Below are 15,423 nucleotides of genomic sequence, written 5' to 3' on the forward strand. Positions count from 1 at the left end.
GGACGGCCGTCGCACCAGTGGTCGCACGGAAGGGCTGCGCACGGCGGCCGTCGCTCGGGGTGGGAGTCGGCTCCCGCAGCGAACGTTACGCCCGAGTCCCGGACGCCGCCACGCGACGACTCAGCGGGTGTGCGGCGCCGTACGCGCCCGGTCGGCGAACAGCTCCGCCTGCCGTTCGCCGGGCAGGTTGCCGAGCGTGATCAGGTGCGGGGCCTCGGCCCAGCCCCGCTCGCGGGCCGCCGACTTCGCCGCCCACAGCGCCCGCACGCTCCCCTGCACCCCCTCCGTCGGATACCCGGCGATCACGGTCGCGCACCGCACGGCGGCCGCCAACGCCTCCCCGGCGGCCGTCACTTCGGACACCAGCCCCACCTCGTACGCCCGCCGCGCGGAGACCCGCTCGGCGTTGCCCATGAGCACCATCCGGGCCACTTCCCCGTACGGCATCCGCTGCGCCATCAGCACCGACTCGTACGCGCTGACCATGCCGTAGGAGGTGTGCGGGTCGAAGAAGGCCGCGGTCTCGTCGGCGATGACGAAGTCGCACTCGCCGAGGAGGTAGAAGGCGCCTCCGCAGGCCATCCCGGCCACCGCCGCGATCACCGGTTTCCACAGGTCGTTCGACTTCGGCCCGACGGCGATCAGCGGATCGTCCTGGCTGTACGGCGAGGACGGCTGCGGCACGACGGCGTCCCGGTCGAGCCCGGTGCTGAAGGCGCGCCCGCCGGCCCCGGTGAGCACGACGGCGCGTACCGCGTCGTCGAAGCGCAACGCCCGCCAGGCGGAGGAGAGTTCGGCGGCCGTCGCGAGGTCGATGGCGTTGAGGCGCTCGGGCCGGTCGAGGGTGACGACGGCGACCCCGCTCTCCTTGTCCGTGTCCAGTCGCAGGCTCACGGCCGCTCCAGGACCCACTGCGGCAGACCGTCCGCGAAGACCGCCTGCACCCGGGCGCCGATCCGGATCCGGTCCGGAGGAAGGGAGTTGAGCGGCGCCCCTGCCTCACTCACCACGTTGCCCACCAGCCGTATCCGGGGCGCTTCGTCGAGTTCCACGACCACCACGTTGTACGGAGCCTGCGCCGCGTACTCCGGCAGCAGCGGCGGGTGCGGGACGACGTACGACCAGATCCGGCCCCGCCCGCTCGTCGGCCGCCACCTGCTCGCGAAGGACTGGCAGTGCGGGCAGCAGGGGCGGGGCGGGAAGCGGGGCTCGCCGCAGTCGGCGCAGGCCTGGACGCGGAGTTCGCCGCGGGCCGCGTACTCCCAGAAGGGGGCGCCGTCGGTGTCGGTGGCCGGTCGCAGCATCTCAGCTCCGGTTGGTGAGGAGGAGGGCGGAGGTCGGGACGCCCTCGCCGGCGGTGACCAGGCAGGTGGCGGCGCCCGGCACCTGGGCGGTGCTGGTGCCGCGCAGCTGCTTGACGCCCTCGGTGATGAGGTTGAAGCCGTGCACGTAGGCCTCGCTGAGGCCCCCGCCGCCGGTGTTGATCGGCAGCCGCCCGCCGATCTCCAGGGCGCCCTGCTCGGTGAAGGCCCCGCCCTCCCCGCGCCCGCAGAAGCCGTAGCCCTCCAGGGAGAGCGGGATCAGGGCGGTGAAGGCGTCGTAGATCTGGGCGACGTCGACGTCGTCGGGGGTGAGGTCGGCGTGCTTCCACAGGTGGCGGGCGGCGGTCCAGGCGGGGCCGGTGAGGGGGTCGTCGTTCCAGTAGTTGACCATGCCGTGGTGCTGGGCGGGCAGGCCCTGGGCGGCCGAGTGGATGTGGACGGGCCTGTGCCGGCAGTCCCTGGCCCGCTCCCTGCCGACCACCACACAGGCCAGCGCCCCGTCCGTCTCCAGGCAGTTGTCGAAGAGGCAGAGGGGCTCGCTGATCCACCGGGAGGTCATGTACATCTCGCGGGTGAGGGGGCGGTCGTACATGACGGCGGCCGGGTTCTGGTTGGCGCGGTTGCGGCAGGCGAGGGCCACGTTGAAGAGGTGGTCGCGGGTCGCGCCGTACTCGTGCATGTAGCGGCGGGTGAGCATGGCTATCTCGTCGGCGGGCCGGAGCAGGCCGAAGGGGCGGGTCCACTGGGCGGGGGTGGGGAGCTGGACGGTGGTGTTGGTCCAGGGCCGGGGGCCGGAGCCCCGCTTCCGCGACCGCCATGCCACGCCCACGCTCGCCTGCCCGCTCGCTATCGCGGCGGCGAGGTGCGCGACCGTGGCGCAGGAGCCGCCCCCGCCGTACCCCACCTTGCTGAAGAAGGTCAGGTCGCCGAAGCCGACCGCCTTGGCCAGCTCCACCTCGTCGGTCTCCTCCATGGTGAAGGAGGCGAGGGCGTCGACCTCGCCGGGTGCGATGCCGGCGTCGTCGAGGGCGGCGAGGACGGCCCGGCAGGCGAGGGTCTTCTCGTCCTCGTCGAGCCGTTTGGCGAAGGGGGTCTGCCCGATCCCGACGATGGCGGTGGCGTCCTTGACGCCTCTGAGACCGGCCATGTGCCCGCACCTCCACGGCTGTCGCGGCTTGCTGACAGGTCGTCAGGCTACAGCTAATCTGACGGACAGTCAGCTATGTGTCCGGGGAGGCCGGTTGTGCGCGGTGACATGGAGTGGGGGACCGTTCCGGGGCTGGTGCGGTCGGCGGCGACGCGGTACGCGGACGTCGAGGCGGTGGTGGACGGCCGCACCCGGATCACGTACGCCGAACTGGGCGCCCGGGTGGAACGGGCCGCGGCCGCCTGCCTGGCCGCCGGTGTCGAGGCGGGCGACCGGGTGGGGATCTGGGCGCCGAACTCCCTGGAGTGGATCGTCGCGGCGCTGGGCGCGGTGTCGGCGGGCGGGGTGCTGGTCCCGCTGAACACCCGCTTCAAGGGCACGGAGGCGGCGGACGTGCTGCGCAGGAGCGGGGCCCGGCTGCTGTTCGTGACGGGGACGTTCCTGGGGACCTCGTACGTGGCGTCGCTGCGGAGGGCGGCGGGGGAGGGGGACGGGAGCGGCCCCCTCCCACGACTGCCGTCCCTCCGGGACGTGGTGGTGCTGTCGGAGGACGCGCCCGTCGGCTTCCGCACCTGGAAGGACTTCCTGGCGGCCGGGGAGGGGGTCGGCGCCGGTGAAGTGTCCGCGCGGTCGGCCGGGCTGGACGGCACCTGCCTCTCCGACATCATCTTCACCTCCGGTACGACCGGCCGTCCGAAGGGTGCGATGATCACCCATGCGCAGACCCTGCGGGCGTACGAGATCTGGGCGGACCTGGCGGGCCTGCGCACCGGCGACCGCTACCTGATCGTCAACCCCTTCTTCCACACCTTCGGCTACAAGGCCGGGGTGATCGCGTGCCTGATGCGCGGGGCGACGATGATCCCGCAGCCGGTCTTCGACGTGGCGACGGTCCTGGCCAACGTGGCGGCGGAGCGGGTGTCCGTCCTGCCCGGCCCGCCGACCCTCCACCAGTCCCTCCTGGACCACCCGGCCAGGGACGCGCACGACCTCTCCGCCCTGCGGCTGGTGGTGACGGGTGCGGCCGTCGTACCGCTCCTCCTCGTCGAACGCCTGCGCGGCGAGCTCGGCGTCGAGACGGTCCTGACCGCCTACGGCCTCTCCGAGGCGAGCGGGATCGTGACCATGTGCCGCCGGGGCGACGACCCGACGGTGATCGCGTCGACGTCGGGCCGTGCCATACCCGGCACGGAGGTGCGGGTGGACGAGGCCGGGGAGGTGCTGGTCCGCGGGTTCAACGTCATGCGCGGCTACTTCGAGGACCCGGCGGCGACCGCCGAGACGCTGACGGCGGACGGCTGGCTGCGCACCGGCGACGTCGGCGTCCTGGACCCCGCCGGGAACCTGCGCATCACCGACCGCCTCAAGGACATGTTCATCGTCGGCGGCTTCAACGCCTACCCGGCGGAGATAGAGCAACTGCTGGGCCTGCACCCGGAGGTGGCGGACGTGGCGGTGATCGGCGTACCGGACGGACGGCTGGGCGAGGTCGGCAAGGCGTTCGTGGTGCGGCGGCCGGGGGCGGTGCTGACGGCCGACGACCTCATCGCCTGGGCCCGCCGCGAGATGGCGAACTACAAGGTGCCGCGGACGGTGGAGTTCGTGACGGAGCTGCCGCGCAACGCCGGCGGGAAGGTGGTGAAGGGGGAGCTGCGGGCCGGCTAGGCGGGGTGGGTGCGGGTGCTGTCGTGCGGGTGCCGCTTGCGGGTACCCGGACACACCTCGGCCGCGGCGGCTCCCCCTCCGCGCCGCCGCGGCCGTCCCCGTCCGGGTGTGGTCTGTCAGGCCTTCTCGTCCGTCGCGTGGAAGTCGGCGGGGGAGTTCAGCGGTTCGGACGTGGCGTGGAAGTCCTTGCTGGCTATGTCGCCCTTGCCGGTGGCCGGGGCGGTCGCGGTGTCCGTGGCCGGCTTCGTGGCGGCGGTCGGAGCGGCCGCCGGGTCGAAGTCCGGCTTCGGGTCGATGACGAGAGCAGCGGCGGTGTCGGCCGGCTCGCTCGTGGCGTGGAAGTCGTCGGGCTTGACGGTCCCGGTGTTGTCGGCCATGTGTGACTCCTAATGAACAGGATGGTTCGAAGCGGGAGATGCCCGCCCGGTCACTCCCCCGAGCGCCACCGGGCGGGCATCGCATGGCCGTTCACCCTAGTGGTGCGGCCATCGCACCGAGCCGTCTGCCCCCCGACGCGACGGTCCGGCACCACTGAGAGTGCCGGGCGGCGATAAACGAACGATGAACGCGGGTGCGGTTCCTGGAGCGGGCCTAGCCCACGGGGGCGGACGCCAGCAGCCCCCGCACGTCCGCCGCCTCCGGTGCACCCGATGCTTCGAAGACCGCCAGTGCCTCCTGCCAGCAGACCTTCGCGCGATCGGTCTGGCCGATGCCGTGCAGACCGCGGCCCAGGGCCGTGAGGATGTTGGCGCGGCGCCACTCACCGCCGATGCCGTGCAGCACGGCCAGCGATTGTTCCGCGCATGCCGCGGCCTTCGCGGCGCTGTGGTCGACCAGGTGGAGTTCGGCAATCCGGAAGAGCGTCATGCCATGCCACAGTTGCTGTCGCGCGTCCTGGAACATGCGCAGGGCGTCGGTGAGGGTCTCCAGGGCCAGCTGCGTCTCGCCCGCGCTGGTCAGCGCGAGCCCCAGCGCGTACTTGCCGTTGGCCAGGCGCAGGGCCATGCCGGTGTCGTCGCGTTCGTAGATAGTGACCCCCTGGCGAGCCAGGGAGACGGCGCTCTCGGTACGGCCGGTTGCCAGGTGGACCCGGGACAGATTGCACAGGGCGCTGGCCTCACCCGGCGTGTTCCGGTCGGCCCGGAAGGCGGCCAGGGCCTGCGTGAGATGTTGCTCGGCCTCGTCGTGCCGCATGTTGTAGAGGGCGATGATGCCCTGCTGGTTGGGTGCCTGGGCACACACGACGGGATCCCCGGCGGCGAGACCGAGCCGGAGGGCCACGCTCGCCTCCCGATCCGACTCGGTGAACTGACCGAAGAAACCGAGGAGATGACTGTGCATGAGACGGGCGCGGCCCTCGGCGTAGGCGTCGCCGTGCTGCTGGGCGGCCGAGATCACCGCACTGGCGGCCTGGACGTACTGGCGTGCGCCGATCCCGGACTCCCCGAGGTCGACGGCCGCGACGAGGAGATCGGCCGCCCGACGCAGCCTGCCCGCCGTACCGGCCTGCTGTACGGCCGCCAGCAGGCCGCTCGCCTCGGTGAACAACCAGTCCAGCGCTTTGTCCCGGTTGGTGAAGGTGAGGCCCGGGTAGGTGTTCCGGCTCAGATGGTCCAGTACGCGTTCCCCCGGGCGCTCGATCGCGTACACCCCCGCCGCCGTGGCCAGATAGAAGTCCAGCAACCGCGACATCGCCGACTCCCGCTCACCAGGCGGCTGCTCGTCCCGTTCCGCGCATGCGCGCGCGTAGAGCCGTACGAGGTCGTGGAAGCGGTAGCGGCCCGGAGCCGCCGATTCCAGCAGTGAGGTGTCGACCAGGGCCTCCAGCAGGTCCTCGGTCGCCGCCGCCGGCAGATCGAGTACGGCCGCTGCCGCCGCGAGCGAGATGTCCGGGCCGTCCGCCAGGCCGAGGAGGCGGAACGCCCGGGCCTGGGCCGGCTCCAGCTGGCCGTAGCCCAGTTCGAACGTCGCCTTCACCGCGAGGTCGCCGGCCTGGAGTTCGTCCAGGCGGCGGCGTTCGTCGGCGAGCTTCGCCGCCAGCACCGAGACCGTCCAGGTGCGGCGGGCCGCCAGGCGGGACGCGGCGATGCGGATGGCGAGCGGGAGGAAACCGCAGGCCGCCACCACGTCGAGGGCCGCCTCGCGCTCGGCGGCGACCCGCTCCGCACCGACGATCTTCGTGAACAGCTGCAACGCCTCGTCGGGGGACATCACGTCCAGGTCCACCAGGTGCGCCCCGGCCAGGTCCACCATCCGTACCCGGGCGGTGACCAGGGCCGCGCAGCCCTCCGTGCCGGGGAGCAGGGGGCGTACCTGGGCCGCGTCCTTCGCGTTGTCGAGGAGGACGAGGACCCGGCGGCCGTCCAGGACCGAGCGGTACAGTGCCGAACGCTCCTCCAGCGAGTCGGGGATGGACGCATCCGGCGTGCCCAGGGCGCGCAGGAAGGATCCCAGGACCGTCTCCGGCTCCGCGGCGCGGGGGCCCGCGCCCTGCAGGTCCACGTACAGCTGGCCGTCCGGGAAGGCGGACCGGGCCTGGTGGGCGACGTGCACGGCGAGGGTCGTCTTGCCGACGCCCCCGATGCCCGCCAGCGCCGATACGGCCATCACCCGGCCCTCGGCCGACGCCAGCACCTCGCTCAGCTCCGTGACGAAGGCGGCGCGTCCGGTGAAGTCGGGGACGGTGGCGGGGAGCTGGGCGGGGCGGACCTGGACGGCGGCGGGTTCCGGCGCCGGGGTCGAGGGCTCCGCCAGGGCCGGGTCGGCCTGGAGGATGCGCTGCTGGAGTTCGCGCAGGCCGGGGCGCGGGTCGACGCCCAGCTCCTCCGCCAGCAGGCGGCGGGTGTCCGCGTACACCGCGAGGGCCTCCGCCTGGCGGCCGCTGCGGTACAGGGCGAGCATGAGGAGTTCGCGGAAGCGCTCGCGGAGGGGGTGGGCCGCGGTGAGTGCCGTCAGCTCGGAGACGGCCTCCGCGTGGCAGCCCTGCTCCAGGTCCATGTCCAGCCGGGCTTCCAGGAGTTGCAGCCGCAGCTCGTCCAGGCGCACCCGCTGGGTCTCCGCGTACGGCCCCGGCACACCGGCCAGCGGCTCGCCGTCCCACTGGGCCAGCGCCCGCCCGAGCACCTCCCGTGCCTGGTACAGGTCCCCGGCGCTCCTCGCCTTCTCCGCCTCCGCAGCCAGATCCTGTGCGACCGCCAGGTCCAGGGCGCCCTCGCCCAGCCCGCGGACCGCATAGCCGCCGGACTCGCTGACCAGGACGCCGGAGTCCAGGACCTTCCGCAGCCGGGACGCGTAGGTGCGCACCGCCGCCAGCGCCTGCGACGGCGGCTCGGGACCCCACAGTGCGTCGATCAGCTCCGCCGCGGTCGCCGTGCGGCCCTCGCGCAGCAAAAGGGCGGCGAGCAGCGCGCGTTGCTGCGGGGAGCCGGTGTTGAGCGGTTCCTCGGCACGCCAGGCGCGCACCGGACCGAGCACGCTGAAGCGCAACGCCGCCGCCTCCGTCGAGGAGGAGGCACGCCGCTGCTCCGGCACCCGCGGTCCACCGTCCATGCCCGTCCCCCTAGACATCCCGCTTCACCCCGTCAGTCTGCCTTGTCCGGGCGGGTTGCGTCAGCCGGGGGAGATACCGATCACACGGCGACACGCGGTGGTCCACACGGTCTTCACACGGCGGCGGCCGCCGCCAGCAGGGCCGACTCGTGGCGGAACGATTCCGCGGGCGGCTCGGCGTCCTCCGCGCCGGAGTCCGTGAACGCGCCCGCGGCGCACGCCCGCCCTGCCTGACGAACCGTCATCACACTAGCTGACGGTTCGTCAGATCGGCGCTACCGTGAGCGCCATGGACACCCAGGACGGCACCTTCCCGCTGATCATCTCCGTCGACGACCACACCGTGGAGCCGCCGGACGTCTGGCAGTCCCGCCTCCCGAAGAAGTACCTGGACACCGGTCCGCGCATCGTCCGGGCCCCGCTGAGGGAAATGAGTTTTCTCGGCGGCCGCTTCAAGCCGGTCATGGGCAAACCGGGTGAGGACGGCCCCATCGGCGACTGGTGGATCTACGAGGACCTGCACCGCCCCCTCACCCGCCTCGACACCGCCGTCGGCTACGGCAGGGACGAGATCAAGCTCGAAGTGATCACGTACGAGCAGATGCGGGCGGGGTCCTACGACGTGCCGCAGCGGCTCGCCGACATGGACGTCAACCACGTCCAGTCCGCGCTCTGCTTCCCGACCTTCCCGCGCTTCTGCGGGCAGACCTTCACCGAGGCCGAGGACCGCGAGCTGGCCCTGCTCTGCGTCCAGGCCTACAACGACTGGATGGTGGAGGAGTGGTGCGGCCCGTCGGCCCGGGGGCGGCTCATCCCTCTCATCCTCATCCCGCTGTGGGACGCCGAGCTGGCCGCCGCCGAGGTCCGCCGCAACGCGGCCCGCGGGGTCCGCGCCGTCGCCTTCTCCGAGATACCCCCGCACCTCGGGCTGCCCTCCGTCCACACCGACGACTGGGACCCCTTCCTCGCCGCCTGCGACGAGACCGGCACGGTCGTCGCCATGCACATCGGCTCCAGCAGCCGGATGCCCTCCACCTCCGCCGACGCCCCGCCCGCCGTCGGCTCCACCATCACGTTCGCCAACTGCTGCTTCTCGATGGTCGACTGGCTGATGAGCGGCAAGTTCGAGCGCTTCCCCCACCTCAAGGTGATGTACGCGGAGGGCCAGATCGGCTGGATCCCCTACATACTGGAGCGCGCCGACGTGGTGTGGGAGGAGAACCGGGGCTGGGGCGGGGTCGCCGACAAGGTGCACCGGCCGCCCTCCGAACTCTTCGCCGAGCACGTCTACGGCTGCTTCTTCGACGACGCCTTCGGCCTGAAGAACCTGGACGCGATCGGCCTCGGCAACGTGCTGTACGAGACCGACTACCCGCACTCCGACTCCACGTGGCCGAAGTCGCGGGAGGTCGGCGAGGCGCAGATGGGCCATCTGGCGCCGGACGTGGTGGAGCGGATCGTCCGCGGCAACGCGATCGAGCTGCTGGGGCTGACCCCCGAGGGGCTGTGGGGCGGTCCCCGGTGAATCCCGACTACGGCATCCAGCTCCCCGTCCAGTCCCAGTCGACCATCTACGCCGAGGGCTGGGAGGCCGGGGCCGGCGCCGCGGACCTGGTCGAGATCGCGCGAGCCGTCGACCGGGCCGGCTTCGCCTACCTCGCCGTCTGCGACCACGTGGCGATCCCGCGCCGGCTGGCCGAGGCCATGAGCACGGTCTGGTACGACCCGGTGGCCACCCTCGCCCACCTGGCCGCCGTGACCGAGCGGGTACGGCTGCTCAGCCACGTCGCCGTCGTGGGGCTCCGGCATCCCCTGCTCTCCGCCAAGCAGTACGCGACCCTCGACCACCTCTCCGGCGGCCGCCTGATCCTCGGCGTCGGCGCCGGGCACGTGCGGGAGGAGTTCGAGGTGCTGGGGGTGGACTTCGGGCAGCGCGGGGCGGTGCTGGACGAGGCGATCGACGCGTTGCGCGCCGCGCTCGGGCCGGACGAGTTCTCCTCCCACCACGGCAAGTTCTACGACTTCGAGGGGCTCGGGCAGCGGCCCCGGCCCACGCAGGAACGGGTGCCGGTGTGGGTCGGCGGATCGTCGCCGGCCGCGGTGCGGCGGGCCGCGCTCAGGGGCGACGGCTGGCTGCCGCAGGGCGACCCGCGGGACCGGCTCCCCGCCCAGATCGCCCGGCTGCGGCGGCTGCGCGAGGAGGCGGGCATCGAGGAGCCGATCACCGTCGGCGCGATCACCGAACCGCTGTACGTCGGCACACCGGACTGGGCGGTGGGCCGCCGCACCCTCAGCGGTGCCCCCGAGGCCCTCGCCGAGTCGCTGCGGGCGTACGGGGAGCTGGGCGTGCACCAGATCCAGGTGCGGTTCCGCAGCCGGAGCCGGGCCGAACTCATCGACCAGATCGAGGCGTTCGGGGCGGACGTCGCGCCCCTTCTCACCTGAGGGAGTGGCATGGGCAAGCTGGACGGGCGGGTCGTCATCGTCACCGGGGCGGCGCGCGGACAGGGCGAGCAGGAGGCGCGGCTCTTCGTCGCGGAGGGCGCGAGAGTCGTCGTCGCCGACGTGCTGGACGACCTGGGCGAGGCCCTCGCCAAGGAGATCGGGGCGGCCTACGTCCACCTGGACGTGGGGGTGGAGGAGGAGTGGCAGGCCGCCGTCGCCGCCGCGAAGAGGGCGTACGGCCGTCTCGACGGGCTGGTGAACAACGCCGGCATCCTGCGCTTCAACGCGCTCGTGGACACGCCGCTGGCAGAGTTCATGCAGGTCGTGCAGGTCAACCAGGTCGGCTGCTTCCTGGGCATGAAGACGGTGGCGCCCGAACTGGACGACGGGGGGACCATCGTCAACACGGCCTCCTACACGGCGCTGACGGGAATGGCCGCGGTGGGCACCTACGCGGCCACCAAGCACGCGGTGCTCGGGCTCACCCGGGTCGCCGCGCTGGAACTCGCCGACCGGCGGATACGCGTCAACGCGATCTGCCCCGGCGCCATCGACACCGCGATGTCCAACCCGGCGCGCCTCGACCCCACCGCCGACCCGGCGGAGATGAGCCGTGCGCTGGACGAGCTGTACCGCAAGCTCGTGCCGCTGGGCCGGATCGGGCGGGCGGAGGAGGTGGCCAGGCTGGCGCTCTTCCTGACCTCGGACGACTCGTCGTACATCACCGGGCAGCCCTTCGTGATCGACGGGGGGTGGCTGGCGGGGGTCAGTGTCATCTGACGGTACGTCAGCTATTGACGCTGGAAGCGGCCGGTGCGACAGTCGGCCAACGAACGGTATCTGACGGAGCGTCAGGAAATATGGGACGGTGAACCGCCTTGGAATTCGGGCTCTTTGTACAGGGATACGTGGGCAAGCGAGCCGAGACCGACCCGCTGGCCGAGCACAAGGCACTGATGGAGGAGACCGAGTACGTCATCCAGGCGGACCAGTCCGGCTTCAAGTACGCCTGGGCCTCCGAGCACCACTTCCTCGACGAGTACTCCCACCTGTCCGCCAACGACGTGTACCTGGGCTACCTGGCTCACGCCACCGAGCGGATCCACCTCGGCTCCGGGATCTTCAACCCCCTCGCCCAGGTCAACCACCCGGTCAAGGTGGCGGAGAAGGTCGCCATGCTCGACCACCTCACCGGCAACCGCTTCGAGTTCGGCAGCGGACGCGGCGCCGGCTCCCACGAGATCCTCGGATTCATCCCCGGTGTGACCGACATGAACTACACCAAGGAGATCTGGGAGGAGACCATCGCCGAGTTCCCCAAGATGTGGCTCCAGGACGAGTACGTCGGCTTCCAGGGCAAGCACTGGCAGCTGCCGCCGCGCAAGGTGCTGCCGAAGCCGTACGGCAAGTCGCACCCCGCGATGTGGTACGCGGCCGGGTCGCCGCCGTCGTACGCCATGGCGGCGAAGAAGGGGCTCGGGGTGCTCGGGTTCAGCATCCAGAAGGTCTCCGACATGGAGTGGGTCCTTGAGCAGTACAAGACCGCGATCGTGAACGCCGAGCCGGTCGGGGACTTCGTCAACGACAACGTCATGGTGACGACGACGGCGATCTGCGCGCCGACCCACGACGAGGCGATCCGCATCGCGGCGTCCGGCGGGCTGCACTATCTGCCGTCCCTGGTGTTCCGGTACCACGACACCTTCCCGCGGCCCGAGGGGTTCCCGGTGTGGCCGGAGACGCTGCCCGAGTACACCCCCGAGTTCGTCGAACTCCTCGTGGAGGAGGAGCTGTTGATCTGCGGCGACCCCGACGAGGTGCTGCGGCAGTGCAAGCGCTGGGAGCAGGCGGGCGCCGACCAGCTGAGCTTCGGGTTGCCGGTGGGGGTGCCGAAGGAGGAGACGCTGCAGACGATCCGGTTGATCGGGGAGCACGTGATTCCGAAGATCGACACGGATCCTGTGCACCGAACTACGCGGTTCCGTCAGGGGGCTTGAGCGTGCGTTGGCGGGTGCGGGTGCGTTGTGGCTGGTCGCGCAGTTCCCCGCGCCCCTAGGTAGGCAGTCCTGCCGCATACCAGGAGGTGAGCCCATGCTTGATCACGTCATCAAAGGGGCGACGGTTGTCGACGGGACCGGCGCGCCCGCCTTCACCGCCGACGTCGGTATCCGCGACGGTCGGATCGCCGTCATCGGAACCGTCACCGAGGAATCCCGCACCACCGAGGACGCCGCCGGGCTCGTGCTCGCGCCCGGGTTCGTCGATCCGCACACCCACTACGACGCCCAGCTCTTCTGGGACCCGTATGCGACACCTTCGTTGAATCACGGGGTGACCACGGTCGCGGCGGGCAACTGTGGCTTCACCCTCGCCCCGCTCAACCCCGCCCGCCCCGCCGACGCCGACTACACCCGCCGCATGATGTCCAAGGTCGAGGGGATGTCCCTGGTCGCCCTGGAGGAAGGGGCGCCCTGGAGCTGGAACTCCTTCGGGGAGTACCTGGACGCGCTCGACGGGCGGATCGCCGTCAACGCCGGGTTCATGGTGGGGCACTGTGCCCTGCGCCGGTACGTGATGGGGCCCGACGCGGTGGGCGGGCAGCCGAGTGAGGAGCAACTCGCCGAGATCGTACGGCTGTTGCACGAGGCCATGGACGCCGGGGCGTGGGGTTTCTCCACCACCCAGTCCAGCACGCACTCCGACGGGGACGGGCAGCCGGTCGCCTCCCGGCACGCGCTCCCCGCCGAACTGCTGGCCCTGTCGAAGGCCGTCGGGGAGCACGAGGGGACGCAGATCGAGGCGATCGTCGCCGGGTGTCTCGACCAGTTCAGCGACGCCGAGATCGAGCTGTTCGCCGAGATGAGCGCGGTCGCAGGGCGGCCCCTGAACTGGAACGTGCTGACGGTCGACGCCGCCGTGCCGGAGAGGGTGCCGCGGCAGCTCCAGGCAAGCGAGCGGGCCCGGAAGGCGGGCGGCAGGGTCGTGGCGCTGACCATGCCGATCCTCACGCCGATGAACATGTCGCTCGGCACCTTCTGCGCGCTGAACCTCATCCCCGGATGGGGGCCGATCCTCGGGCTGCCGGTTCCGGAGCGGATCGAGAAGCTGCGCGATCCGGACGTACGGGCGGAGATGCTGGCGCGGGCCCAGTCCAAGGAGGCCGGGGTCTTCCGGCGGCTGGCGAACTTCGGGCGGTACGTCATCGGGGACACGTACAGCGAGGCGAACGCCGGGCTGACGGGACGGGTGGTACGTGACATAGCACAGGAGCGGGGCCAGGACCCCTTCCGCACCCTGGTCGAGATCTGCGCCGCCGACGACCTCCGCACCGTCCTGTGGCCCATGCCCACCGACAACGACCCGGCCTCCTGGGCGCTGCGCGCCGAGACCTGGCAGCACGAGGACGTCATGCTCGGCGGGTCGGACGCCGGGGCGCATCTGGACCGGATGTGCGGGGCCCCGTACACCACCCGTTTCATCGGCGACTGCCTGCGCGGCCGGAAGCTGCTCGGCCTCGAACAGGCCGTGAAGATGCTGACCGACGATCCCGCCCGGCTCTTCGGCCTGCGGGAGCGGGGCCGGATCGCGGAGGGCTGGCATGCGGACCTCGTGCTCTTCGACCCGGAGCGGATCGCCGCCGGCCAGGCCACCCTGGTGCACGACCTGCCGGGAGACAGCCCGCGCCTGGACGCGAAGGCGATCGGGGTACGGGCGGTCTGGGTCAACGGCGTCGAGGCCATCCGGGACGACGTGGTGAGCGGGGCCGTACCGGGGAAGGTGCTGCGCTCCGGGCGGGACACCAGGACGGTGAGCACCCGGTGAGCGAGGCGGCGGACGGGCAGCGGCTGTTCCTCGGGGGCCGGTGGGTCGCGCCCGACGACGGGTACTACGAGGTCGTCGACCCGGCGACCGAGGAGACCGTGGGCCGGGCGCCGGAGGCCTCCCGGGAACAGGTGCTGGCGGCCTGTGCGGCCGCCCGGGAGGCGTTCGGGGCCTGGTCGCGGACGCCCGCGGGGGAGCGGGCCGCGGTGCTCGGCCGGGCCGCCGACATCATCCGCGGGCGGCTCGGCGAGCACGCGGACCTCGCCCGCGCCGAGACGGGCGCGACCACCGCCACCGCCCGCGCGATGCAGGTCGGGGTGGCGGTGGCCCGGTTCCGCCGGTACGCGACCGTCGAGCCGGCCGAGTGGCCGATCCCGCCGCAGATCAACGAAGCCGGGCCGATCGGGAAGGCCGGCGTCATGGGCGCGCTGGCCGTACGCCAGCCGGTCGGGGTGGTCAGCTGCATCACCTCGTACAACAACCCGTGGGCCAACCCGGCGGGCAAGGTCGCGCCGGCGCTGGCGATGGGCAACACGGTGGTCGTGAAACCGGCCCCGCAGGACCCTCTCTCCGTCTACCGGATGGCGGAGGCGCTGGAGGCGGCGGGCGCCCCGCCGGGCGTGGTGAACGTCGTCTCCGGCCGGTCCACCGCCGTCGGCGAGGCGGCCGTGGCGTCCCCCGACGTCGACATGGTGAGCTTCACCGGCTCCACGGCCGTCGGGCAGCGCATCGCCGAGGTGTGCGGGCGGGACATGAAACGCCAGTTGATGGAGCTGGGCGGCAAGGGCGCGGCGGTCGTCTTCGACGACGCGGACGTCGGCTCGGCGGTGGCCGGGATCGGCACCACCTTCTCCTTCTACAGCGGGCAGATCTGCACGGCGCCCACCCGGGTGCTGGTGCAGCGGGGGCTGTACGACCGGCTGGTGGACGGACTGGCCGCGTACGCGGGGCGGTTGACGGTGGGCGACCCGGCCGCGCCGGACACCGTGGTCGGGCCGTTGATCACCGCCGAGCACCGGGCACGCGTCGAGTCGTACGTCGAACTCGGCAGGAAGGAGGGGGCGACGGTGGTGTCCGACGGCGAACGCCCGCTGCCGGCGAAGGGGTTCTATGTGCCTCCCACGGTCCTCGCCGACTGCACGAACGACATGCGGGTGGCCCGCGAGGAGATCTTCGGCCCGGTCGTCTCCGTCGTCCCCTTCGACGACGAGGAGGAGGGCATCGCCCTCGCCAACGACTCCGACTACGGCCTCATCGACTACGTCTGGTCCGGGGACGTGGCCCGGGCCTTCCGGGTGGCGCGGCGTTTGCGGGCGGGCGGGGTCGGGATCAACACCGTGGGGCGGAACATGGAGGCGCCGTTCGGCGGGTTCAAGAAGAGCGGGGTGGGCCGGGACGTGGGCTCCTACGCCCTGCACGCCTACAGCGAGGTGCAGGCGATCGTCTGGCCCGGCTGAGGTGACAACAAGGGCC

13 protein-coding genes are annotated in these 15,423 nt (G+C 72.1%); 7 read left to right on the plus strand and 6 right to left on the minus strand.

Going from position 1 to position 15,423, the window contains the following annotated elements; genetic code table 11:
- Positions 1–120: 120 nt before the first annotated feature.
- The 3 genes from ACFY0P_RS34595 to ACFY0P_RS34605 are packed head-to-tail and all read right to left on the minus strand — an operon-like array spanning position 121 to position 2,469.
- The gene (locus tag ACFY0P_RS34595; protein ID WP_388922236.1) at positions 121–894 is read right to left on the minus strand and encodes an enoyl-CoA hydratase/isomerase family protein; all 774 of its coding nucleotides are present in this window, start codon (positions 892–894) and stop codon (positions 121–123) included.
- Positions 891–1,304, minus strand: coding sequence for a Zn-ribbon domain-containing OB-fold protein (locus ACFY0P_RS34600; protein ID WP_388922239.1), 414 nt, complete (start codon positions 1,302–1,304; stop codon positions 891–893). Before ACFY0P_RS34600 ends, ACFY0P_RS34595 begins: the two co-directional genes overlap by 4 nt.
- A 1-nt stretch (position 1,305) precedes the next feature.
- A complete protein-coding gene (locus tag ACFY0P_RS34605) occupies positions 1,306–2,469 on the minus strand; it encodes a lipid-transfer protein (protein WP_388922242.1) in 1,164 nt (387 codons plus the stop codon).
- A 96-nt stretch (positions 2,470–2,565) separates the two neighbouring features.
- Between ACFY0P_RS34605 and ACFY0P_RS34610 the strand changes: the two genes are divergently transcribed.
- Complete coding sequence (locus ACFY0P_RS34610; protein ID WP_388922245.1) at positions 2,566–4,134, plus strand: FadD3 family acyl-CoA ligase; 1,569 nt, start codon at positions 2,566–2,568, stop codon at positions 4,132–4,134.
- A gap of 116 nt (positions 4,135–4,250) precedes the next feature.
- Here ACFY0P_RS34610 and ACFY0P_RS34615 read toward each other — a convergent pair whose 3' ends face one another.
- The 3 genes from ACFY0P_RS34615 to ACFY0P_RS34625 form a co-directional block, all read right to left on the minus strand.
- Positions 4,251–4,511, minus strand: a complete 261-nt coding sequence (locus tag ACFY0P_RS34615) for a hypothetical protein (RefSeq protein WP_388922248.1) — start codon at positions 4,509–4,511, stop codon at positions 4,251–4,253.
- A gap of 214 nt (positions 4,512–4,725) precedes the next feature.
- Positions 4,726–7,683: a BTAD domain-containing putative transcriptional regulator gene (locus tag ACFY0P_RS34620; protein WP_388922250.1), complete on the minus strand. Its 2,958-nt coding sequence runs from the start codon at positions 7,681–7,683 to the stop codon at positions 4,726–4,728.
- Between the two features lie 113 nt (positions 7,684–7,796).
- A complete protein-coding gene (locus tag ACFY0P_RS34625) occupies positions 7,797–7,928 on the minus strand; it encodes a hypothetical protein (RefSeq protein ID WP_388922253.1) in 132 nt (43 codons plus the stop codon).
- 44 nt (positions 7,929–7,972) lie between these two features.
- Between ACFY0P_RS34625 and ACFY0P_RS34630 the strand changes: the two genes are divergently transcribed.
- The 6 genes from ACFY0P_RS34630 to ACFY0P_RS34655 all read left to right on the plus strand — a co-directional run bounded on the left by ACFY0P_RS34630 (position 7,973) and on the right by ACFY0P_RS34655 (position 15,407).
- A complete protein-coding gene (locus tag ACFY0P_RS34630; protein ID WP_388922256.1) occupies positions 7,973–9,208 on the plus strand; it encodes an amidohydrolase family protein in 1,236 nt (411 codons plus the stop codon).
- On the plus strand, positions 9,205–10,128 hold the full coding sequence (locus ACFY0P_RS34635) for an LLM class F420-dependent oxidoreductase (protein ID WP_388922259.1): 924 nt from the start codon (positions 9,205–9,207) through the stop codon (positions 10,126–10,128). Before ACFY0P_RS34630 ends, ACFY0P_RS34635 begins: the two co-directional genes overlap by 4 nt.
- A gap of 9 nt (positions 10,129–10,137) precedes the next feature.
- Positions 10,138–10,908, plus strand: coding sequence for an SDR family NAD(P)-dependent oxidoreductase (locus ACFY0P_RS34640; protein ID WP_388922262.1), 771 nt, complete (start codon positions 10,138–10,140; stop codon positions 10,906–10,908).
- 98 nt (positions 10,909–11,006) lie between these two features.
- Positions 11,007–12,125 carry an LLM class flavin-dependent oxidoreductase gene (locus ACFY0P_RS34645; RefSeq protein WP_351702659.1) on the plus strand — a complete coding sequence of 373 codons (1,119 nt, stop codon included), beginning with the start codon at positions 11,007–11,009 and terminating at the stop codon, positions 12,123–12,125.
- Positions 12,126–12,219: 94 nt separating this feature from the next.
- The gene (locus ACFY0P_RS34650; RefSeq protein ID WP_388922266.1) at positions 12,220–13,950 is read left to right on the plus strand and encodes an amidohydrolase family protein; all 1,731 of its coding nucleotides are present in this window, start codon (positions 12,220–12,222) and stop codon (positions 13,948–13,950) included.
- The gene (locus ACFY0P_RS34655; protein WP_388922268.1) at positions 13,947–15,407 is read left to right on the plus strand and encodes an aldehyde dehydrogenase family protein; all 1,461 of its coding nucleotides are present in this window, start codon (positions 13,947–13,949) and stop codon (positions 15,405–15,407) included. Before ACFY0P_RS34650 ends, ACFY0P_RS34655 begins: the two co-directional genes overlap by 4 nt.
- Positions 15,408–15,423: the final 16 nt, after the last annotated feature.

The sequence above is a fragment of the Streptomyces sp. NPDC001714 genome (assembly GCF_042892755.1).
GTDB lineage: Bacteria > Actinomycetota > Actinomycetes > Streptomycetales > Streptomycetaceae > Streptomyces.